Origin of the sequence: Pseudomonas silesiensis (assembly GCF_001661075.1) — a bacterium.
GTDB classification, from domain to species: Bacteria; Pseudomonadota; Gammaproteobacteria; order Pseudomonadales; family Pseudomonadaceae; genus Aquipseudomonas; species Aquipseudomonas silesiensis.
Genome location: NZ_CP014870.1, coordinates 6,445,833 through 6,468,203 on the forward strand (window position 1 = coordinate 6,445,833; position 22,371 = coordinate 6,468,203).

General features: G+C 59.7%; 19 protein-coding genes. 7 read left to right on the forward strand and 12 right to left on the reverse strand.

Translation table 11 applies throughout. The annotated features are described in order from the left end of the window. Positions 1–117 precede the first annotated feature (117 nt). Positions 118–369 carry a YfhL family 4Fe-4S dicluster ferredoxin gene (locus PMA3_RS28630; RefSeq protein WP_003195146.1) on the forward strand — a complete coding sequence of 84 codons (252 nt, stop codon included), beginning with the start codon at positions 118–120 and terminating at the stop codon, positions 367–369. A 160-nt stretch (positions 370–529) separates the two neighbouring features. On the opposite strand, the gene PMA3_RS28635 is transcribed toward PMA3_RS28630, so the two are convergent. The 3 genes from PMA3_RS28635 to PMA3_RS28645 are packed head-to-tail and all read right to left on the reverse strand — an operon-like array spanning position 530 to position 2,558. Further along, on the reverse strand, positions 530–853 hold the full coding sequence (locus tag PMA3_RS28635; RefSeq protein WP_064680281.1) for a hypothetical protein: 324 nt from the start codon (positions 851–853) through the stop codon (positions 530–532). Between the two features lie 52 nt (positions 854–905). Next, positions 906–1,718: a bifunctional DNA-formamidopyrimidine glycosylase/DNA-(apurinic or apyrimidinic site) lyase gene (gene mutM / locus PMA3_RS28640; protein WP_064680282.1), complete on the reverse strand. Its 813-nt coding sequence runs from the start codon at positions 1,716–1,718 to the stop codon at positions 906–908. Positions 1,719–1,742: 24 nt separating this feature from the next. Next, the gene (locus PMA3_RS28645; RefSeq protein ID WP_191637769.1) at positions 1,743–2,558 is read right to left on the reverse strand and encodes an HDOD domain-containing protein; all 816 of its coding nucleotides are present in this window, start codon (positions 2,556–2,558) and stop codon (positions 1,743–1,745) included. A gap of 403 nt (positions 2,559–2,961) precedes the next feature. On the opposite strand from PMA3_RS28645, the gene PMA3_RS28650 reads away from it, so the two are divergent. The 3 genes from PMA3_RS28650 (at position 2,962) to ilvD (ending at position 7,721) form a co-directional block, all read left to right on the forward strand. Continuing rightward, positions 2,962–4,158 (forward strand): class I SAM-dependent rRNA methyltransferase, encoded by a 1,197-nt coding sequence (locus PMA3_RS28650; RefSeq protein ID WP_064680284.1) that lies wholly within the window; start codon positions 2,962–2,964, stop codon positions 4,156–4,158. Positions 4,159–4,379: 221 nt separating this feature from the next. Further along, positions 4,380–5,600 (forward strand): MFS transporter, encoded by a 1,221-nt coding sequence (locus PMA3_RS28655; RefSeq protein ID WP_064680285.1) that lies wholly within the window; start codon positions 4,380–4,382, stop codon positions 5,598–5,600. A 279-nt stretch (positions 5,601–5,879) separates the two neighbouring features. Then, a complete protein-coding gene (gene ilvD / locus PMA3_RS28660; RefSeq protein ID WP_033060521.1) occupies positions 5,880–7,721 on the forward strand; it encodes a dihydroxy-acid dehydratase in 1,842 nt (613 codons plus the stop codon). A gap of 565 nt (positions 7,722–8,286) precedes the next feature. Here the strand turns inward: ilvD and PMA3_RS28665 are convergent. The 3 genes from PMA3_RS28665 to PMA3_RS28675 all read right to left on the reverse strand — a co-directional run bounded on the left by PMA3_RS28665 (position 8,287) and on the right by PMA3_RS28675 (position 11,982). Next, on the reverse strand, positions 8,287–9,756 hold the full coding sequence (locus PMA3_RS28665; protein ID WP_064680286.1) for a PAAR domain-containing protein: 1,470 nt from the start codon (positions 9,754–9,756) through the stop codon (positions 8,287–8,289). 316 nt (positions 9,757–10,072) lie between these two features. Next, positions 10,073–10,360, reverse strand: a complete 288-nt coding sequence (locus tag PMA3_RS28670) for a DUF6124 family protein (protein ID WP_064680287.1) — start codon at positions 10,358–10,360, stop codon at positions 10,073–10,075. Positions 10,361–10,926: 566 nt separating this feature from the next. Further along, on the reverse strand, positions 10,927–11,982 hold the full coding sequence (locus PMA3_RS28675) for an HAD family hydrolase (protein WP_064680288.1): 1,056 nt from the start codon (positions 11,980–11,982) through the stop codon (positions 10,927–10,929). A 241-nt stretch (positions 11,983–12,223) separates the two neighbouring features. Between PMA3_RS28675 and PMA3_RS28680 the strand changes: the two genes are divergently transcribed. Continuing rightward, positions 12,224–13,615: an L-cystine transporter gene (locus PMA3_RS28680; protein WP_064680289.1), complete on the forward strand. Its 1,392-nt coding sequence runs from the start codon at positions 12,224–12,226 to the stop codon at positions 13,613–13,615. Positions 13,616–13,734: 119 nt separating this feature from the next. On the opposite strand, the gene PMA3_RS28685 is transcribed toward PMA3_RS28680, so the two are convergent. Further along, the gene (locus tag PMA3_RS28685) at positions 13,735–14,247 is read right to left on the reverse strand and encodes a dihydrofolate reductase (protein ID WP_064680290.1); all 513 of its coding nucleotides are present in this window, start codon (positions 14,245–14,247) and stop codon (positions 13,735–13,737) included. Between the two features lie 85 nt (positions 14,248–14,332). On the opposite strand from PMA3_RS28685, the gene PMA3_RS28690 reads away from it, so the two are divergent. Both PMA3_RS28690 and PMA3_RS28695 read left to right on the forward strand, forming a co-directional pair. Then, on the forward strand, positions 14,333–15,703 hold the full coding sequence (locus PMA3_RS28690; protein WP_064680291.1) for a DUF2868 domain-containing protein: 1,371 nt from the start codon (positions 14,333–14,335) through the stop codon (positions 15,701–15,703). Then, complete coding sequence (locus tag PMA3_RS28695) at positions 15,696–17,072, forward strand: GTPase/DUF3482 domain-containing protein (RefSeq protein ID WP_064680292.1); 1,377 nt, start codon at positions 15,696–15,698, stop codon at positions 17,070–17,072. The genes PMA3_RS28690 and PMA3_RS28695 overlap by 8 nt, the downstream gene beginning before the upstream one ends. A gap of 12 nt (positions 17,073–17,084) precedes the next feature. Here PMA3_RS28695 and PMA3_RS28700 read toward each other — a convergent pair whose 3' ends face one another. The 5 genes from PMA3_RS28700 to PMA3_RS28720 all read right to left on the reverse strand — a co-directional run bounded on the left by PMA3_RS28700 (position 17,085) and on the right by PMA3_RS28720 (position 22,289). Next, positions 17,085–17,615, reverse strand: coding sequence for a hypothetical protein (locus PMA3_RS28700; protein ID WP_064680293.1), 531 nt, complete (start codon positions 17,613–17,615; stop codon positions 17,085–17,087). A gap of 106 nt (positions 17,616–17,721) precedes the next feature. Then, positions 17,722–18,288: a phosphonate degradation HD-domain oxygenase gene (locus tag PMA3_RS28705; protein WP_064680294.1), complete on the reverse strand. Its 567-nt coding sequence runs from the start codon at positions 18,286–18,288 to the stop codon at positions 17,722–17,724. A 142-nt stretch (positions 18,289–18,430) separates the two neighbouring features. Beyond that, the gene (locus PMA3_RS28710; protein ID WP_064680295.1) at positions 18,431–19,456 is read right to left on the reverse strand and encodes a putative 2-aminoethylphosphonate ABC transporter substrate-binding protein; all 1,026 of its coding nucleotides are present in this window, start codon (positions 19,454–19,456) and stop codon (positions 18,431–18,433) included. 32 nt (positions 19,457–19,488) lie between these two features. Further along, a complete protein-coding gene (locus PMA3_RS28715) occupies positions 19,489–21,213 on the reverse strand; it encodes a putative 2-aminoethylphosphonate ABC transporter permease subunit (protein WP_064680296.1) in 1,725 nt (574 codons plus the stop codon). After that, positions 21,213–22,289 (reverse strand): putative 2-aminoethylphosphonate ABC transporter ATP-binding protein, encoded by a 1,077-nt coding sequence (locus PMA3_RS28720; RefSeq protein WP_064680297.1) that lies wholly within the window; start codon positions 22,287–22,289, stop codon positions 21,213–21,215. Before PMA3_RS28720 ends, PMA3_RS28715 begins: the two co-directional genes overlap by 1 nt. Positions 22,290–22,371: the final 82 nt, after the last annotated feature.

Genomic DNA, 22,371 nt, shown 5'->3' on the forward strand with positions numbered 1-22,371 from the left:
TGGATGAGCGCGGCGCCCTTACGTTCATCGCGAGCAAGCTGGCTCCTACAGCGCCAATGCGGCACAATTGCGCATTGATTTATTGCGCCCGGGTATTGCGCCCTGGCTGGAGTTAGCATGTCCCTGATCATCACCGACGATTGCATCAACTGCGACGTCTGCGAACCCGAGTGCCCGAACGCCGCCATCTCCCAGGGCGAAGAGATCTACGTGATCGACCCTAACCTGTGCACCCAGTGCGTCGGCCACTATGACGAACCGCAGTGCCAGCAGGTTTGCCCAGTGGATTGCATTCCGTTGGACGAAGCGCATCCGGAGACTGAAGAGCAGTTGATGGAGAAGTACCGGAAGATTACCGGCAAGGCGTGAGCCTGATGTTTTTGTAGCGCTTGTGCCGGCCCCTTCGCGAGCAAGCTCGCTCCCACATGGGTTCTGCTGCGTTTTCAACATCTGATTAACAACACAGATCAATGTGGGAGCGAGCTTGCTCGCGAAGAGGCCATCAGCCACACCAAAGATGCGACTGACCTCACTCCCGCTGCTCAAACCCCTCCCCGATACACCCCAGGCACCGCACAAACGCCGCTTTCGCCGGGTCGACCACCAACGCCCGACCGGCATCGCCAACGCCGCCACCCAGCACGGTGAACGGCAACGACACCACAAACACGCCGGCACCGATCACCGTCGCCGCGACCAGCAAGGGTCGGGCGATCAGTAAATCACCGATCATGGCGTACGCAGGGGGATTCTGGATGGTGTAACGCGGGTCGCCGCTACCCGTGTTCGCCGCCAGCACGGGCGTACCGCAGCTCAGCAGCAGAACGACGACAAGGGTTCGATACAGGTTCATGGCACGGTCCTTCGGCTAGGCAGTGAGTACTGACTATAGCCCCAAGGACCTGTCAGCTTTGACAACGCGGGCAAAACACACTGGCACGCTGCCCGAGTTTTACTTCCCGCAATTGCGATGCGCAGATCTTACAATGCTCGTTACCGCGACCGTAAACGAACAATTCCTGCTGGAAGTAACCGGGCTGGCCGTCACCGCCGATAAAATCGCGCAATGTGGTGCCGCCGCGCTCAATGGCGTGTGCAAGTATGCGTTTGATCTCTATCGCCAACTTCAGATAGCGCGCCCGGGAAATGCTTTTCGCCTCCCGGCGCGGATCGATGCCGGCGGCGAACAGCGCTTCGGTTGCGTAGATATTGCCGACACCGACCACGACCGCGTTGTCCATGATGAACGGCTTGACTGCCATGGAGCGCGCTCGCGACAGCTGAAACAAGCGCTCGCCATCGAACAGGTCAGTCAAGGGCTCCGGCCCCAGGCGAATCAGTAATTCGTGGTTGAGCGGATCGAGACTCCAGAGCATCGCACCAAACCGGCGCGGGTCGGTATAGCGCAGGGCCAGGCCCGATTCCAGCTCGATATCCACATGTTCATGCTTGGCCGCCGGCAGGCCGGCTTCCACCAGACGTAAATTGCCCGACATCCCCAAATGACTGATGAGCGTGCCGACTTCGGCATTGATCAGCAAATACTTGGCCCGTCGCTCCACCAACACGATGCGCTGGCCGGACAGCCGCACATCGAGGTCTTCCGGGATCGGCCAACGCAGACGACGATCCCGCACGATGACCCGGCTGACGCGCTGGCCCTCAAGGTGTGGCGCAATCCCGCGGCGGGTGGTTTCGACTTCCGGCAGTTCAGGCATGGGGCTCTCGAATCAGGCTGTCGCTCAGCGATGAGCGCTAAGGTCGCGAAGCGTTTGTTTGAGGGTCTCGAAGTCGTAGTCCGAGAGGCCGACGTGATCGAGAACCAAAGGCCCGATGCTGTTCCACTCGTGGTCCTCGACCTGGTTGCCCAGCACCCGACAGGACGCACAGATGTGCTCGGCCATTTTCAGGATCCCCAGCAGATTTTTCAGCTGGCTGTTGCGCGACGACTCATCGGTGAAGATCGCCAGGGCATTGTGGTGATTGGCGATGGCAGCGGTCACGTGCTCCGGCAGGCGCCAGGACTTGGCCGTGTAATAACCGACCACCGCGTGGTTAGTGTTGAACATTCGGTTCTCGGTGTCCACCACCCGGCATTGCGCACTCGCGCTAGCGTAGGCCTCTTCCAGAACGCTCATGTAGTTCGGGAAACGCTGGAGCATCAAGGGTACGCCACAATCGTGGAACAGGCCCAGGGCGTATGCTTCATCGCCGGCCTGGATGCCGATACGCTCGGCCAGGGTCAGGCAGGTCATTGCCACGTCCTGTGCGGTGTCCCAGAAACGGTTCAAGGTGACGATGGTGTCGTCGTTCATTTCGCCTTTGATCGACTGCGCGTTGATCAGGTTGATGATTGAACGGCTGCCCAACAGATTCACCGCCCGCTTGATCGAGGCGATCTTGTTGCTCAAACCGAAATACGGCGAATTGACGATTTTCAGTAACGAGCCAGAGAGGCCGGGGTCTTGGGAGATCAACCTGGCGATCACGTCCAGATCCGGGTCGGGCATGTACTGCTCCATCTGCAAATCCACCATGATTTGCGGTTGGGCCGGCACGCTGATGCCTTGCAAGGACTGTCGGATCTGTTCAGTGGTCAGCTCTTGGAACATAAATGCGCACTCAGGGTCAGGCGGCAATTCTAACCTTTATGAAGTTGGATCCGACATCCCGGCGGGCCATTCGAAGTTGATATTGCTGCGTTTGATCGTGGGTTGATAAATGAGCTGACTGCGTGACATTCGAAATCGCTTTCGCGGGCAAGTCGGATCGCCGCACCGCTCGCTCCTACAGTGGATCTGCGATGAACACATCATTTTGTGTGCGACGCAGATCCACAGTAGGAGCGAGCGGTGCGGCGATCCGACTTGCCCGCGAAGGCGTCTTCCGCGTTTCATCGCCACCCGGCCCGCCACCAGTCGCAACACGCTATACTCCCGCTCTTTTTTCCGGAGCGACGTCATGTCCCTGCCTAGCCTGCGCCTCAAAGCCAACGCCGACCGTCGCCTGCGAAACGGCCACCTGTGGGTCTACAGCAACGAAATCGATGTCGCCGCCACCCCGTTGCACGGCTTCAAGCCCGGTGATCAGGCGATCCTCGAAGCCGCCAGCGGCAAGCCGCTGGGCATCGTCGCCATGAGCCCGAACAACCTGATCTGCGCCCGCCTGCTGTCGCGCGACATCAAGTTGCCGCTGGACAAATCGCTGCTGGTGCACCGCCTGAACGTGGCCTTGTCCCTGCGCGAGCGCCTGTTCGACAAGCCGTTCTACCGTCTGGTCTACGGCGATTCCGACCTGTTGCCAGGCCTGGTGGTCGACCGTTTCGGCGACATCCTGGTGGTACAGATCGCTTCGGCGACCATGGAAGCCCATAAAGAAGACGTGATCGCGGCGCTGACTCAAGTCATCAAGCCAAGCGGCATCCTGTTCAAGAACGATTCCGCCGCACGCGATGCCGAAGGCCTCAACCGCTACGTCGAAACCGTCTTCGGCCTGGTGCCGGAGTGGGTCGCGCTGGAAGAGAACGGCGTGAAATTCGAAGCGCCCGTCATCCAGGGCCAGAAGACCGGCTGGTTCTATGATCACCGCATGAACCGCGCACGCCTGGCCCCCTATGCCAAAGGCAAACGCGTGCTGGACCTGTACAGCTACATCGGCGGCTGGGGCGTGCAAGCCGCCGCGTTCGGCGCCAGTGAAGTGTTCTGCGTCGACGCTTCGGCCTTCGCCCTCGACGGTGTCGAGCGCAACGCCGCGCTGAATGGCTTCGCCGAGAAGATGACCTGCATCGAAGGCGACGTCTTCGAAGCCCTGAAAGAACTGAAAGCCAGCGAAGAACGCTTCGACGTGATCGTCGCCGATCCTCCTGCCTTCATCAAACGCAAGAAAGACATGAAGAACGGCGAAGGCGCCTACCGCCGCCTGAACGAGCAAGCCATGCGCCTGCTCAGCAAGGACGGCATCCTGATCAGCGCTTCGTGCTCGATGCACCTGCCGGAAGACGATCTGCAGAACATCCTGCTGACCAGCGCCCGCCACCTGGACCGCAACATCCAGATGCTGGAACGCGGCGGCCAAGGGCCGGATCATCCGGTTCACCCGGCGATTGCTGAAACCCGCTACATCAAGAGCATCACCTGCCGGTTGCTGCCAAACAGCTAACAACACGGACCTCTGTAGGAGCCAGGCTTGCCGGCGAAGGCGTCCTTCTGGGCGCTGCAAGCCTCAAGGTTGCCTTCACTGTGGTGGGGCGATCCGACAAAGTCGGATCTCCCCACCACAGCCCCTACAGCAGTTTCAGAAGAGTCCTACACCCACCCGCATTGACTTCCCCTTGCATCAAATCAATCCTCGGCCCCCCCTCACGGATCGAGAGTGCTTTGATGACTCACGCCCTACCTGCCGCCGAAAAGTCGTCCATCATCCTGTTGCTGATGACCATGACGTTGCTCGCTGTATTCCCCCTCGACGTCGTCCTGCCCTCCTTCCCAGCCCTCACCGACCACTTCCAGATCTCGCCGCCTGACACTGCCCTGTCTGTCAGTCTGTTCGCCGTTAGCCTGGCGATGTCCGTCATGCTGGTAGGACCTCTGTCGGACATGTGGGGCCGCAAGAAGCTGCTGCTGGGCGGTATAGCTATCGCAGCAATTGGCGCGCTTGGCTGCGTAGTCGCCAGCGACTACCGCTGGTTTCTGGGGTTTCGCATGCTCCAGGCGATTGGTTGCGGGGCATTTTCCTTGTCTCAGGCGCTGATACAGGATCTATTCGCGGGTCGCGAACGGGAGCGCCTCAGGATCTGGATGGTGACGGCGGGCGGAGTATTCATTTCTATTTCGCCGCTGCTGGGAACCTGGCTGCAGTCGCATCTTGGCTGGCAGGGCAGTTTTTATGTATTCATCACACTGGCGGTTATTGTCTGGCTCGGTGCCTATCGGCGGCTCAACGAAATCCCGCCTGTCCACCTGACACCAAGCAAGGGTTTTTTCAGTGCTTATTGGCGCTTATGTTCGGATGTGCGCTTCATGGGTTACTGGTTGATCTCGGCACTGGCTTTCGCCTGTCATTTTTCGTTCATCGTTTCTTCACCGATCATTTTTATGGAGCGTCTGGCGCTCTCGCCGTATGAATTCGCCTGGGCGTTGTTGCTCTATGGCGTGGCGTATGTATTGGGCGGAGTACTGGCCAGCGTGCTGCATCGACACCTTCAAGCCAACACCCAGATCATTATTGGCCTGGGCCTGATCGCCATTTCAGGCGGGGTTATGCTGTTACTGACTCGCCACTTCGGCGTTTCTGCGGTTACGGTGCTGATCTCCATGCTGATCTGTACCATCGGAACCACCATTGCCAGACCCATCGTCAATTCCAAAGCCATGAATCTGTTCCCCGAGAATGCCGGGGCGTCCACCTCGGTTGGCGCCATGCTGATTTTCATGTTCGGCGGTGTGATCAGCCTGGTGATCAATCGAATACCAGAAGACCTGACCACGACTCTGGCCCTTGGCTTTCTGACGCTGAGCATTACAGGTCTTGGACTGAACGCGTTGATCAGCCGCCGGACATCCCGTAGGAGCGAGCTCGCTCGCGATGGTCGTCAACGATAACGCTGGCAACCTGACACCCCGCGGCGCTCTCAAGTTTCTCGCGAGCAATCGAGCGTCAACCGGCTGCTCCTACAACCATTCCCTCCAGCCGCCAGCCGTGTAGAATCGCCACATTCATCGCCAGTCATCCCCCGGCGGGTTTATGAGCTCAAGCTGAAGCGCGCGGCGATCCCGCAAAGTTATCGGCAAACATCAGGACACACGGCCATTTCCGGTGTTCCAGACGTCAATAGAAGCTCACTTCCCTTTTGATACCTGATTAGCCGCCTGGAGTGCTTCATGCCTGATTACCGCTCGAAAACATCCACCCACGGCCGCAACATGGCCGGTGCCCGCGCATTGTGGCGCGCCACGGGGATGAAAGATGACGACTTCAAAAAGCCGATCATCGCCATTTCCAACTCCTTCACCCAGTTCGTACCGGGCCATGTGCACCTCAAGGACCTGGGCCAGCTGGTCGCCCGCGAGATCGAACGCGCTGGCGGTGTAGCGAAAGAATTCAACACCATCGCCGTGGATGACGGCATCGCCATGGGCCACGATGGCATGCTGTATTCGCTGCCGAGCCGCGAGATCATCGCCGACTCCGTCGAATACATGGTCAACGCCCACTGCGCCGACGCCATTGTCTGCATCTCCAACTGCGACAAGATCACCCCTGGCATGCTGATGGCCGCCCTGCGCCTGAACATTCCGGTGATCTTCGTTTCCGGCGGCCCGATGGAAGCCGGCAAGACCAAACTGGCCAGCCACGGTCTCGACCTGGTCGACGCCATGGTGATCGCCGCCGACTCCAGCGCTTCTGACGAGAAAGTCGCTGAGTACGAGCGCAGCGCTTGCCCGACCTGCGGTTCGTGCTCCGGCATGTTCACCGCCAACTCGATGAACTGCCTGGTCGAAGCCCTGGGCCTGGCGTTGCCGGGCAACGGTTCGACACTCGCTACCCACAGCGACCGCGAGCAGCTGTTCCTGCAGGCCGGCCGCACCATCGTCGAGCTGTGCAAGCGTTACTACAACGACAACGATGAGTCGGTGTTGCCGCGCAATATCGCCAACTTCAAGGCATTCGAAAACGCCATGACCCTGGACATCGCCATGGGCGGTTCCACCAACACCATCCTGCACTTGCTGGCCGCGGCCCAGGAAGCCGAGATCGATTTCGACCTGCGCGACATCGACCGTCTTTCCCGTCACGTGCCGCAACTGTGCAAAGTCGCGCCGAACATCCAGAAGTACCACATGGAAGACGTGCACCGTGCCGGCGGGATCTTCAGCATCCTCGGTTCGCTGGCCCGTGGCGGCCTGCTGCACACCGACCTGCCGACCGTGCACAGCAAGACCCTGGCCGAAGGCATCGCCAAGTGGGACATCACCCAGACCGACGACGAAGCGGTGCATCACTTCTTCAAGGCCGGCCCTGCGGGCATCCCGACGCAAACTGCGTTCAGCCAGTCGACCCGCTGGGAGACCCTGGACGACGACCGTGAAAACGGCTGCATTCGCAGTGTCGAGCACGCTTACTCGAAAGAAGGCGGCCTGGCCGTTCTCTACGGCAACATCGCGCTGGACGGCTGCGTGGTGAAAACCGCCGGCGTCGACGAGTCGATCCATGTCTTCGAAGGCAACGCGAAGATCTTCGAAAGCCAGGACAGCGCCGTACGCGGCATCCTCGCGGATGAAGTGAAGGCCGGCGACATCGTGATCATCCGTTACGAAGGCCCGAAAGGCGGCCCGGGCATGCAGGAAATGCTGTACCCGACGTCCTACCTGAAATCCAAAGGCCTGGGCAAAGCCTGCGCATTGCTCACCGATGGCCGTTTCTCCGGCGGCACCTCGGGCCTGTCCATCGGCCACGCTTCGCCGGAAGCGGCTGCTGGCGGCGCAATCGGTCTGGTGCAGGACGGCGACAAGGTGCTGATCGACATTCCGAACCGCTCGATCAACCTGTTGATCAGCGATGAAGAGATGGCTGGTCGCCGGGCTGAGCAGGATCAGAAGGGTTGGAAGCCGGTGGAGAAGCGTCCGCGTAAGGTGACTACCGCGTTGAAGGCCTATGCTCTGTTGGCCACCAGTGCCGACAAGGGTGCGGTGCGTAACAAGGCGATGCTTGATGGACTGTAAGGCTTAAGCGTTGAACAAAAACTGCCCCGCCATGTGCGGGGTATTTTTTTGGATCAATTATCAGTCGATCATATCGGTGATTGGCACTTCTAACTTTCCATATAAAAACACCCTATATCAGGGAATTAAAAAGCAAGAGATCCTTATTCGCGGGAGCGAGAGCTCCGTGCAACTTGCCACAGGTAGTGAAGCGCTAACAATGTCGGCCCAAGAACTACCGCACCAAACCACATCTTGCTGCTAGGGTGAGCTAATGAATATATCAGGACAGGAAATATTACAATCAAGCCTATTACCAACATTACTGATATAACCAGCCTGCGACACGGCCTGATGCCACTAGGCCAGTTGAACGACGCCAATAAAAGCCCGATAGTTCCCAGCCATGCGAGTGTGCTTAGCAATATGCCAAACAGGTCACCAAACATCGTAAAAAACAGACTGAGTAGAGCCAACCCAACAGCAGGCAGAACACCTCCAACCAAATATATAGCCGACCAAAGAATGCGTACCACCATGTACATCTACTCCATTAAAGTAACTCGCCGAGTTAAATAATCTGACCTCATCGCACGCCCCGGCCTGCGGCAATGTCAAGAATCGCCTGTTCGATGAGGTGGCGATCAGAGCGCCGCAGCAGCTCATCAAATTGCGTCGCGGCCTTAAGTACGAAGGGCATGCGTTGATGGATGTCGGCCAGATTGGCAAAGTAATCGCTGCTGAAACCAACTGTACGTCCATCGTCACTGGGACGGCATTGGCTGGCCAGGGTCAGCTCGACGGCTGCAGCGGCACCGGACGGTAAGTTCGTAACATAAGAGAACTGATTGCCAAGTAGCAAAGCCACCAGATTCAGGTCACTGTACATTGCTGGCTGCAGGATGTTCCTCTGTTCATGTTCGGCAAGAAAAACAACACTCTCGGTGATGTTGCCTGCATCAATGGCTTCGAAGGCTTGCAGGATTTCCTTGTGGTTATAACCAAATGTCACCTTCTTCTGCTCGATCGGCCACAGGACTGGATACTGATCATGTTCATAAATATCTTGACGAGCGCCCAAGCAAGTCCTGAGCGCCGACAACCCACGCTCTTTGTAAAAAGCGTGTAGCGGAAACACATCCAAAAACAGCGTGGTATTGCCAAGCGCCAGCATGTCGTGCACGTAATGGAGCTGCTTCTGCACATACGACAACGACTCACCCTCGTTCCGCTTACCGCCAGGCAGCGGGTTGTTGCGGCGGGCTTGTTCGTATTCTTGCCGCGCTTTCTCACTTCGTTGAGCGCTCTGCTGCCGTTCATGCTCGCTTCGCTTGTCGAACAACCCGGAAAATCCTCTCCTGATCGCATCCTTCCAGCGTAATTGCGCGTCATGTTCGGTCTGGATCTTGTAGATCGAATCAGCCGCATGCAGCAATCCACAACCCACCTGCTTGGAGGCGAACGCCGCGAGGCCCGCCCATTGGAAACGCTGGTCCTCAAGCCACATGTTGGCGTACGCCGCATTAATCGCTCGATTACGTGCCTTTGGGTCAGCAATCAGGATGCCGCCTGGTGCCACGACGGCCTCGGCTCTTTGTTGGTAGCCACGCCACAGGTTCTGGCAGATTACCCCCGGCAGCTCGCTGAACGAAGGTGTCGCGGAGCTCGCGGAAGGTGCAAATCCGGAGAAGCGCGGTTCTGTCGGTTGTCGCGCTTGGGCCGGTGTCGCGGGTTGAGCCGCGGCCCGGGCAGGCGGCGCAATGCCGCCGCCTTCAATCGTTTGGCACCTGATGGTCTGATTGGCGATCAACTTGGGCGATGGATCGCACTTGCACTTGCACAGGTCGCCATCCAGCGCGGGCTTGCGTCCTTCCCAATCCTCCGACAGGCGTGGGCCGACGCAGACGATTGTCCCGGTGCTGTCGCATTCAGGGCATGTGACCTCATCGCCTTCGCGGGCCATGGCCTGGCCATTGATGCTGCCGCGATGCCAACCGCTGACGACCGTGCCGTCGACGGTGGTTTTGGCCCCGACGGTGATGTTGTAGCGCTTCATGCGAAATATGTCCTTGTCAGAGCGAAAGGACGCAAGTTAGAAGAGGCGAAGCGGAGGGAAAATCAGATGCTTCTTTGATTGATGTAGGGCATTTCTGAATATGAGGCTGGATGCCCGTCGGTATGCTGGCGATAAAGCGAGGGAATGCCCCGCCACGTGCGGGGCATTTTTGTTTGCGTCTATCTCTTGTAGGAGCGAGCTTGCTCGCGATGGACTTCCAGACAATGCGGGCATTCAGACTGCCCGCGTCATCGTTGACGTCCATCGCGAGCAAGCTCGCTCCTACAGTAAGCATCGTCTCTGACGATGTTTTGCGTTAATCCTGCGGGTCGAGTTTATCCAGCGCCTGGTTCACTGCCAGCTCGCCCAGCATGATGACCTGGGCAATTCCCAGCATCGTGCTGCGTTGAGAGCCCTCCAGCTGTCCGGCGAAATCACTGGCCATGACATTGGCCGAGGCGAGGGATTCGCAGGCGTGGGCCAACAGGGTTTCGGTGTCGAGGCCCGGTGCGATGACGAATGTTCGGCTGGGTTTGCGCGGGGTGGCGTTGATGTGGGCGGACAGGTTGTCGGTATCCGGCGGATCAGGGGTAATTTTGAGCATAAATAAAACTCCTCACACCATAAGACAAGGAGCCATCACCCTCGCTACCAAACGAAAGGTGGCGGCCATGCGCAGGTTGGTAGACCGGGGTGTAAGGAAACCGGCGCGCCCGAAAGCGCCCTGTGCATGACCACCATAAAAAGCAGAGACGCAAGAACGTCTGCAAATCATGATGCTTTGCACCCTACACAGCCGGGCTACCAAACCCGATCGCTGATGTTCAGCGACTGGTAGACGGTAGAGTCCGAGAGTAAGAGGCACAAGTCGGCGAATTCTGAAGTAGTCGTAGTCCCTTACGCAAGAACGTGCAGGTTGCGACTGTAGGAAGAAAGTTGATCAAACAGAGGTTTTCATTGCACCGACTGGCCTCATCGCGAGCAAGCTCGCTCCCACAGGGGATCTTTGGTATGCACACAATGTCTGTGTCACCTGAGATCCTGTGGGAGCGAGCTTGCTCGCGATGAACGCAAGGACGCCGCGTTAAATCAGACAGCACGCGTTATCGTTAACGACCATCGTCGGAACGCCGCCCGGAGCAAGCTCGCTCCTACAGTGAATCTAACCCCTTACTGGATTTCTTGCGGTGTGACGATCACCCAGTTCTTGTCCGCCGTCACCGGCAACCCTTCCTTGGCCTGGGCCGCGGCGTTCTTGGCCATCATGCCTTGGATCTGGGTCATGTATTTGTCCTTTCGGTTGACCCACAAGTGGATGCCACCCTTCGCCACGTCAACACTGTGGAACAGCATGTAACCATCGCTGCTCGGGGTATCGCCGCCCACCAGCACCGGTTTTTTCCACTCGTCGATGTACGTCAGGATCGCCGCCTGCTTGCCGGCCATCCAGGTTGCCGGGGTCCACAGGTAGGGGGTCAGTTCGAGGCCGAGGTTGGCCTTCTCGTCATACTTGCCGGCAGTGATCTGCTTGCGCGCCGTGGTCAGCTCGCCGGTCTTGGTGTCCTTGAGCAGCATGGTCACGCCGATCACGTTCTGCGGCTTGACGTTGTAGCCATACTGGGGATCAGACGCGACCATGCGCACCAGTTCTTCGGAGGCGGCGGTCATCACGTAGACCTCGATGCCGTTCTCCATCAGCTTGGCGTAGAGCTCTTTCTGGCCAGTGAAGATCTTCGGCGGGTTGACGTCGATGGTCTTGACTACGTCGCCTTCGTAATAGGTGCTTGGCACCGGTTTGCCGGACGCCATCAGCTCGTCGACATAGCCCTTGAGCTCCTTGAGCGTGAAGCCGGAGAACACTTGGGCGACCCATGGATAGCAGACCATGTCGTCAAGTTCGCAGAGGCGATAGTAGTAGCTGAACAGGCTTTCCTTGTGTTCGGCGGTGTCTTTGAACGGAATCAGTTTCAGGGAGGGATCGAGTTTGTCGCGGGTGATAAGGCCCTTGTTTTCCATGAACGGCAGCAACGACTCTTCAAGGTCGTAGCGGTAACTGGTGTTGTCCATGTCGAACACCGCGTAGTTGCCCTTGTTGGCGTTGGCGGCAATCATCGCGTCCAGCGCCTTGGCCTGATCAGCTGGCCAGTGTTTCAGATCCGTGGCGAGTGCCTGGCCGACAAGGCCCAGGCAAAGTGCTGCAACCAGAAGTTTCGGTGCAAATCTCATCGTCAAATCTCCCTGATTCAAAGAGATCGACGCTAACAAATAAGTGTGACACTCCTCGCCTGTCAGCGACCGCCAACGTGCCTATCGCGTCAGCCGCATTCCTGAAAGCGACATCTTCTTATTCCAAAAACGACAGTATTCAGACTTTTTTGATATTAATTCATTAGATATCAAGCTGTTAGGATTGCCGGTTCGCAGCTGCCCCGGAAGGTGGCTGGCACAAGTCTTTATCGGAGTTTTCATGAATCTGCCGCTGATCCTCAATCTGCTGGTGTTCCTCGCCTTACTGTTCGGTCTGGCACAAACCCGCCACACCACTTGGAGCCTGGCGAAAAAAGTCCTGCTGGCGCTGACGCTGGGCGTGGGTTTCGGTGTCGCGTTGCACACGATTTACGGTGCCGGCAACCCGGTGCTGAAGGCCTCGATCGGCTGGTTCGACCTGGTGGGCAACGGTTATGTGCAGTTGCTGCAAATGATCGTGATCCCGCTGGTGTTCGCCTCGATCCTCAGTGCCGTGGCCCGTCTGCACAACGCTTCGTCGCTGGGCAAAATCAGTTTCCTGACCATCGGCACGCTGTTGTTCACCACCGCCATCGCCGCGCTGATCGGTATCGGCTTGACCAACCTGTTTGGCCTGACCGCCGAAGGCCTGGTCGCCGGCACTCAGGAAATAGCCCGGCTGCAAACGATCCAGACCGACTATGCCGGCAAGGTCGCGGACCTGAATGTGCCGCAGCTGTTGCTGTCGTTCATCCCGCAAAATCCGTTCGCCGACTTGGCGCGGGCCAAGCCGACTTCGATCATCAGCGTGGTGATCTTCGCTGCGTTCCTCGGGGTCGCGGCGCTGCAACTGCTCAAGGATGACGTTGAGAAAGGTCAGAAAGTGATCAACGCCATCGACACCCTGCAAGCCTGGGTGATGCGTCTGGTGCGCCTGGTGATGAAATTGACGCCGTACGGTGTATTGGCGCTGATGACCAAGGTGGTAGCCGGTTCCAACCTGCAGGACATCATTAAGCTCGGCAGTTTTGTCGTGGTGTCTTATATCGGTCTGGGCCTGATGTTTGTGGTGCATGGACTGCTGGTATCGGCCGCCGGGATCAACCCGTTGCGCTTCTTCCGCAAGATCTGGCCGGTGCTGACGTTTGCCTTCACCAGCCGTTCGAGCGCCGCGACCATTCCGCTGAGCATCGAAGCGCAGACCAGCCGCCTGGGCATTCCACAGTCCATCGCCAGTTTCGCCGCCTCGTTCGGCGCGACCATTGGCCAGAACGGCTGCGCCGGTCTGTACCCGGCGATGTTGGCGGTGATGGTGGCGCCGACCGTGGGCATCAATCCGCTGGATCCGCTGTGGATCGCGACCCTGGTGGCGATTGTGACGCTGAGCTCGGCCGGGGTGGCCGGAGTGGGTGGTGGTGCGACGTTTGCCGCGTTGATCGTGTTGCCGGCGATGGGGTTGCCGGTGTCATTGGTGGCGTTGCTGATTTCGGTCGAGCCGCTGATTGATATGGGGCGTACGGCGTTGAATGTCAGCGGGTCGATTGCGGCGGGGGCGATTACCAGCCAGGTGATGCAGCAGACGGATAGAGAGTTGCTGGGTGCAGATGAGCATGGGGCGTTGGCTCAGGCTTAAGATTTTCATTGCCTGAGCGGGCCTCTTCGCGGGCAAGCCTCGCTCCTACGGGTATTGAGCCGTTCGCGATTTGGCGTACGAAACAACCCCCGTAGGAGCGAGGCTTGCCCGCGAAGCTTTTAGGCTTTTTCCCAGACTTCGAAGTGGTAGGCCGGCTTGTCATCCACAGCCGGATTTTCGATGTTGGAAACCAGCTTCCACTGCCCCGAATCAACCTCCGGAAACCACGCATCCCCTTCCGGACTCAACGCCACACGCGTCAAATACAACCGATCCGCCTGCGCCAATCCCTGCGCATACAACTGCGCCCCGCCAATCAACATCACCTCATCGACGCCCTGCTCGTTCGCCCATGCTTGTGCGCGGACAATGGCGGCCTCCAGCGATGGATAAACCTCGGCGCCTTCCAGCACCAGGTCCGCCTGACGGCTGACCACGATGTTCAACCGGCCCGGCAGCGGGCGACCGAGGGAATCCCAGGTCTTGCGGCCCATGATGATCGGCTTGCCGAGGGTGGTGGCCTTGAAGTATTTGAAGTCCCCCGGCAAGTGCCAGGGCATGCTGTTGTCGACGCCGATCACACGGTTTTCACCGAGGGCTGCAATCAGGCTGAGGGGAAGTGATTTAGTCATGCCGGCGAGGATACCAGAGCCTCCCGTACCCCGATAAGCGTCACAGCGGTTATGCTCACGACTCAATTGAGCGACGGGATGGCGCGTGACTGAACTGAATAACCTCTGGCTGACGGAAACCATTCGCCTGCGCGAAGAACACGCCGGCCCCCTGGATGATCTGGAAGCCAATCGACTGGCCCGTACCGCGGGCGGCGACCTGCCGACCCGGATTCAACACCGGGCCTTGTGGCTGGCCGAGCGTGACGGGCTGACCAACGCTCTCCAGCACTGGCTGCAAGGTGCACGACTGGCGCTGATCGTCATGGCGGTGCTGGCCGTGATCAGCGGCGCAGGCCTGGCATTTGCGGCGCTGGGTGACGGGCAGACGCCGGTGAATGTGTTCTGGGCCCTGGGCAGTCTGCTCGGGCTGAACCTGATTCTGTTGCTGAGCTGGGCGCTGGGCCTGGTGTTTGCCGGTGAACACGGCGCAACGCTGGGACGCGTGTGGCTGTGGCTGAGTGAAAAACTCGCCCGCGATGCCAAGGCTGCGCAACTGGCGCCGGCCCTGCTGCTGCTACTGCAACGACAGAAACTCAATCGCTGGGCGCTCGGTTTGCTGGTCAACGGTTTGTGGTTACTGGCGATGCTCAGTGCCTTGGTGATTCTGCTGATGCTGATGGCGACCCGGCGTTACGGCTTCGTCTGGGAAACCACTATCCTCGGTGGCGAGACCTTCGTCGCCATGACCCAAGCCCTCGGCGCCTTACCGGCCCTGCTCGGTTTCAGCGTGCCCACCGTGGAAATGATCCGCGCCAGTGGCGATGCCGCGCTGAATATCGAAAGCGCCCGCCAGGCCTGGGCGGCATGGCTGGTGGGGGTGCTGCTGGTCTACGGTGTATTTCCGCGTCTGCTTCTGGCGTGGTTCTGCCGGTGGCGCTGGAAAACCGGCCAGGCACGATTGCATCTGGATTTGAACCTGCCTGGCTACGCCCAATTGCGCGAGCGGCTGATGCCCACCAGCGAACGCCTGGGCATCAGCGATGCCGCCCCGGAACACCTGCATCAGATTGAAAACGGCAGCAGTGACCTGCCGAGCGATGGCGCGTTGCTGGTGGCGATCGAGCTGGACGATCAACGCCAGTGGCCGCCACAACTGCCGAAAACCGTGAGCAACGCAGGCATCCTCGACAGCCGCGAATCCCGGCACAAACTGCTCGAGCAGCTGAGTCGATTTCCCCCTGCACGCCTGGCTATCGCTTGCGATCCACGTCGTTCGCCGGATCGCGGCAGCCTGGCCCTGATCGCCGAACTGGCTCGCGGCGCCAGCGCCACCCGCGTCTGGCTGCTGCCAGCGCCGCCCGGCGAAGCGCTGGATGCCGCGCGCCTTGGCGACTGGCATGTGGCGTTGCAACAGCTGGAACTGCCGTTCGCCGACAGCGCGCCGCTGAACTGGCTAGAGACCGGTCATGACTAATCCCTGGAAGCCGCCGTTGAAGCTCGCTGTGGTCGGCCACACCAACGTCGGCAAAACGTCACTGCTACGTACCCTGACCCGGGATGTCGGTTTCGGCGAGGTCTCCCATCGCCCCAGTACCACGCGTCACGTTGAAGGCGCGCGGTTATCGGTGGACGGCGAGCCCTTGCTCGACCTGTTCGACACCCCCGGCCTGGAAGACGCCATCGCCCTGCTCGACTACCTCGAACGCCTGGAGCGCCCTGGCGAACGCCTCGACGGCCCGGCACGCCTGGCACGATTCCTTGAAGGCAGCGAAGCCCGGCAGCGTTTCGAACAGGAAGCCAAAGTGCTGCGGCAACTGCTGACCTGCGACGCCGGCCTCTATGTGATCGATGCCCGCGAGCCGGTGCTGTCCAAGTACCGCGATGAACTGGCCGTGCTGGCCAGCTGCGGCAAACCGTTGCTGCCGGTGCTCAACTTCGTCAGCAGCGCCAATCACCGCGAGCCGGACTGGCGCGAGGCGTTGGCGCGCCTGGGTTTGCACGCACTGGTGCGTTTCGACAGCGTGGCCCCGCCGGAGGATGGCGAACGCCGACTCTATGAAAGCCTCGCGCTGCTGCTGGAAAACGCTCGCGGGCAACTGGAACGCCTGATCGCCGATCAGCAAGCGCAACGCCTGGCGCGTGAGCAGAGCGCTGCGCAATTGATTGCCGATTTATTGATCGATTGCGCCGCCTGCCGACGTAGCGTGATCAGCAACGCCGAGCAGGAACAGCGCGCCATCGACGAGCTGCGCAAAGCCGTTCGACAGCGGGAACAGCGTTGCGTCGAAGCGCTGCTCAAGCTCTACGCCTTTCGCCCGCAGGACGCGTCGGCCACTGATCTGCCGCTGCTCGATGGCCGTTGGGGTGATGATCTGTTCAACCCGGAAACCCTCAAGCAACTGGGCGTGCGGGTCGGTGGCGGTATCGCGGCCGGCGCGGCGGCAGGGGCCGGGGTCGACTTGCTGGTCGGCGGATTGACCCTGGGTGCTGCAGCGCTGGCGGGCGCCATTGCCGGCGGCGCCCTGCAAACTGCGCGCAGCTATGGCAGCCGGTTAATGGGCAAGATCAAAGGCCAACGGGAACTGACCGTCGATGACAGCGTGCTGCGATTATTGGCGTTGCGTCAGCGACAACTGCTGCAGGCGTTGAACGCGCGTGGGCATGCGGCGATGGACAGCATTCAGGTCGCCACGCCACAGGACAAGACCTGGCGCGAAGGCAAACTGCCCGAAGCCCTGAACAAGGCCCGCGCGCATCCGCAGTGGTCGTCGCTCAATCCTCATCCGAAGCTGAATCAGGCGGAAAGACAGGAGCAGGTTGAGGTGTTGGCGCACCAGCTTTGAAGCAGCAGTCCGTCAGCGCCAGTTGAATTTCAGATACGTAGTGCTCAGCAAAGAGACGAGCTTCTGATCCACTGCATCCTGGTCACCGTCGTTATCCATATCGAAATGGATCAGCCAATCCAGCTTGCCATCATTGTCGGTGTCGTAGGCGGAAGCGGTGTAAACGATACTTTGATCCGAGGGTTTGCCGACGCCCTCATGAAAATGCAGGCGTACCGTATCTGACGAACCATCCGCGGCAAAGTCCTCTGTGAAAATTTTCAGATAGCGTGCCCAGGCATTACCGGAATTAAACCAGTTGAGCTGCAAAAAGGCGTCCGCAAACGATTTGAGCAGTCGCTCGTCTCTGCTGTTTTCCTTGCCATCGTTGTTCACGTCGCCGACCTGGAAATCAACCTTGCCATCGGCGCTGACATCCAACGCATAGGCTTTGTGTACGAGCGTGTCTTCAACCCCGCTACTCTCTTCGAAAAAATGCAGGAATACCGTATCGGCCTTGCCGTTGCCGCCTCGGTCCTGGGCAGTTACTTTCAGATAACGCATGCAGATATCTCTATGATGAAGGGCCAATCAAGCTAGCCCCTCCCGCTCGAACTCTCTGCACGAATAGTCTCTTTATTTCGTAGGGTATTTCAGCAGGATGGATCCTCTATGCCTCGCGGCCCAAGAGACCTGCAGCCTTGCGCTTCAACACCTCCATATCCATCACCGACACTCCCGTCTCCTTGGCCTGCTCATCCCACTGACGCATCCGCAGGCTGATCTCGCACAACGGATCCTGCTCGAACGCCTCAGCCTCTTCAGCGGTCATCACCCCACCCTGATATTCCAGGGTCCGGCGACTGGCTTCGCTCAAGCGCTCGTAGTACCCGGGCTCTTTGAGCGTCAGATAACGCTTGGCCTGGACGTGGTATTCCACCAGCCGCGCCATCCGCTCGCTGAAGCCTGCGCGCCGCAGGTAGTCCGCACCGAGGCGTTCATGGCTGACGACGCCAAAACCACCCATATTTTCGGCATTCTCGGCGGGACAGATATGGCCAATGTCATGAAAGAACGCCGCCAGCACCACTTCGTCATCATAGCCTTCGGCCATGGCCCGTTCGGCCGCCTGGGACATGTGCTCGATCTGCGACACCGGTTCGCCGATGTAGTCATCGGCGCCGAAACGCTCGTACAGCTCGAACACCTTGGCAACCACTTGTTCGTTGCGGTGCATCAGATGTCTCCTATGACGTGAATGTCGTTTTGAACTATAGACCGCCATCGCGAGCAGGCTCGCTCCCACAGGTTTTGTGAACACCACGGCCCCTGTGGGAGCGAGCTTGCTCGCGATGAGGGCCTGTCAGCCAACAAAAATTTTACTTGGCAGCCACTTTCTCCGACTTGCCGTCATACCGCTTGCGCCACTCAGCCAGGATTTCATCGCGATTCTTCGACGCCCAGGCAAAGTCGTTCTTGATCAAACGCTGCTCATAATCCGCCGGCAATTCAGTCTGCGGCTTGGCAATCCCTGGCTGCGCGAGGACCGCGAAGTTTTCTTTATAAAGCTCCATCGCCGCCGGGCTCGCAGAGAAATCCGCCAGTTTTTTCGCCGCCTCTTCATGCGGCGTACCCTTGATCACTGCAGTGGCTTCGATCTCCCAGCCCAGGCCCTCTTTCGGCAGGATGATGTCCAGCGGCGCGCCCTGGCGTTTCAACTGAACAGCCGGGTATTCAAAGGAAATACCAATCGGGAATTCACCCGAAGCCGCCAGCTTGCAAGGTTTGGAGCCGGAGTGAACGTACTGGCCGATGTTCTGGTGCAGGTCGTCCATGTACTGCCAGCCCTGTTTCTCGCCAAAGGTTTGCAACCAGGCACTGACGTCGAGGAAACCGGTGCCGGACGACGCAGGGTTAGGCATGACGATCTTGCCTTTGTACTCAGGCTTGGTCAGGTCCTGCCAGCTCACCGGTTTGCTCAGACCCTGCTTTTCAGCTTCGATAGTGTTGAAGCAAATAGTCGCTGCCCACACGTCCATGCCGACCCAGGCCGGCGGATTGGCGGCGTCGCGGTAGTTGACGCCGATCTTGCCCAGGTCCTGCGGTGCATAGCTTTGCAGCATGCCTTGCTGATCAAGGATCGCCAGGCTCGACGCCGCCAGGCCCCAGACCGCGTCAGCTTGCGGGCGGGCTTTTTCGGCCAGCAGCTTGGCGGTGATGATGCCGGTGGAATCGCGCACCCACTTGATCTCGACGTCCGGGTTGGCCTTTTCGAAGGCTTGCTTGTAGGTCTTCAGTTGTTCGGCTTCGAGGGCGGTGTACACCGTCAACTCGGTTTTCGCCGCGAAAGCGTTCAGGCTGAAAGCGGTGAGGACAGCAGCGGCCAGGGCCAAAGGCTTGAACATGGTGCAATTCCTGTGTGAGTTGAAGGTATGAATCAATGGCCGGGCGCGGTCTGCCGCCAGGCTTGGGAGCGGCGCAGCAAGCCGCGCGAAGCCCACGCCAGCAGCAGGGACACGCCCGCCGAAGTGAACAGAATCAGGGTCGACATGGCCGCCGCGCCGCCGACGTTGCCGGCGTCGTCCATGTTCAGCACCGCGACCGCCGCGAGGATGGTGTCCGGGCTGTAGAGGAAGATCGCTGCCGAGACGGTGGTCATGGCCGAAACGAACAGGTAGCGCACGATGTCCAGCAGCGCCGGCAGGCAAATCGGTACCGTCACGCGCAGGTAGTGCCGATACAGCGGGGCCTTGAGCGACAGCGCGGCGGCCTCGAACTCGGCGTCGAGCTGGCGCAGCGCGGTGGTGGCGGTCATTTGCGCGGTGGTCAGATAGTGCGCAATGGTGCAGACCACCAGCAGGGTCATGGTCCCGTAGAGCACATGCAACGGGTTGCCGGTCAGGTTGAAAAAGAAGACGTAACCCAGGCCCAGCACCAGGCCCGGCACTGCCATTGGTACGAAACTGAGCATGCGCAGTGTCAGATTCAGCCCACGCTGGCCCTTGGTTTTTTCCATCAGATAGGCGCCGGTGAAGATCAGCACGCTGCCGATCAACGCCGTGCACAACGCCATCTTCACGCTGTTGCCATAGGCCAGCCAGCCACCGCCGGCCGTGTCGTTGAACTGGTAATGGTTGAGCGACAGCGACAGGTTGTACGGCCAGAATTTGACCAGCGACGAGAACACCGCCATGCCGAATACCAGCAGCAATACTGCACAGATCAGGACCACGATGGCCAAGTAGCAACCGTCGCGCAGTTTCGACGGTGCCGGCTGAAAGACTTGCGCCCGACCGCTCATGGAATCGCCGTGACGTCGACGCAGCCAGGCATCGACACTGAAGCTGAACAGCGCCGGCAACAGCAGGACCATGCCGATCAAGGCGCCGCGACCGAATTGTTGCTGGCCGACCACGGCTTTGTAGGCTTCCAGCGCCAGCACCTGATAGTCGCCACCCACCACTACGGGCACGCCGAAGTCGGTGATGGTCAGGGTGAACACCAGACAGAACGCGGCGAACACCGCCTGACGCGTCGCCGGCCAGGTGATGCTGCGAAAAGCTTTTGCAGGACTGGCGCCCATGCTGGAAGCGGCATCGAACAGTCGTGCATCCGCCAGGGACAGGGCCGACAGCAAAATCATCAAGGCATGGGGGAAGGTGTAGATGACCTCGCCCAGCACAATGCCCCAGAAGCCGTAGATGTTGTCCGAGAGCAAACCGCGCAGCATGCCCTGGTTGCCGAACAGATAAACCAGTGCAATCCCCGGCAGCATCGACGGCGCCATCAGGGGCAACAGTGACATCCCGCGCCAGATGCCCTTGCCGGGAATCAATGTGCGTTGCAAGGCGTAGGCAAACAGGTAAGCCAGGGGTACGACAATCGCCGCGACGCTGAGGGAAACCTTGAGGCTATTGCCCAGCAGCCAGTGGAAGTTGGCACTGGTCACCAATTCGCGGGCGGCGACCAGACCACCGCCCTGCCCGGCTTCCGGGCTGAAGCCGCGCCAGAAGATCGCCAGCAACGGCATCAGTACCGCAATGCCGAGCAATACCAACAAAAGAATTTTGCCGCCGACCACGAACACCCGGTCGCCGATCTCGGCACGGGAAGCCTGCCGAACCTGCTTGTGCGGCATCGGCAGCGCGATGTTCACGCTCATCAGGCAAACACCTGCAGGCTGTGTGGAGGCAAGGCCACCATGATCTGCTGCGCCCCCAGACGCGGCATGGCTTCCGGCGCCAGCTCCGCCAGCAACGCATGGCCTGGCAGCTGATCGAGCTCAAAACTCATGCGGCAGCGGTTACCGAGGAAGGTGATCTCGCGGACCTTGGCCGGGAACAGGTTTTCTTCATGCACCGGCGGGTTGACGTTGATGGCTTCCGGGCGGCAGAACAGGCGACCCGAGGCGGCTTTGGCGCTGCCTTCGGCCAGGCGCATGTTCATCCCGCCGACCTGCGCATGGCTGTCGCTGCTGCGGCTGAACGGCAGCCAGTTGCCTTGGCCGACAAACTCCGCCACAAAGGGTGTGGCCGGTCGGTCGTAGATTTCCTGCGGCGTGGCGTATTGCTCGACCTTGCCGTTGTTCATCACGGCGATGCGGTCGGCCATCAGCATGGCTTCGTCCTGATTGTGGGTAACCATCAGGGTGGTGATGCCAAGGTTGCGCTGCAGCTGGCGCAATTCGGTGCACAGATGCTCGCGGACCCGGGCGTCCAGTGCCGACATTGGCTCATCCAGCAACAACAGGGACGGTGCCGGCGCCAAGGCCCGTGCCAGGGCAACGCGTTGCTGTTGGCCGCCGGACAATTGGCCCGGGAATTTCTTTTCGCTGCCGATCAGGCCGACCAACTCCAGCATCTGACCGACTCGCTTGCGCACTTCGTCTCGACCACTGCCGGCGAGGCCGTAGGCAATGTTCGCTTCGACCGTGAGATTGGGGAATAGCGCGTAGGACTGGAACAGAATGCCGTAGTCCCGGGCCTGAGGTGCCAGGCGGGAAACGTCGCGGTCACCGAGATACAACTCACCGCTGTCCTGCTGTTCAAGGCCGGCGATGCAGCGCAGCAACGTGGTTTTGCCGCAGCCCGACGGACCGAGCAGACACACCAGCTCACCGGCCGCCACGTCGATGGACACGTTATCCAGCGCGGTGAAGGCGCCGAAGCGCTTCTGCACGCCGCGCACTTTCATCGGGGCGCCGGGGTTGGTCAGGGCAGTTGCGATCGAGTGGTTCATGAACAGGCCTCATCAAGCAGATGAAGGCCATCCTAGGGAGGTAATGCGTACGTCATGTGGCAGTGAGGCAAAAATGGCTGAT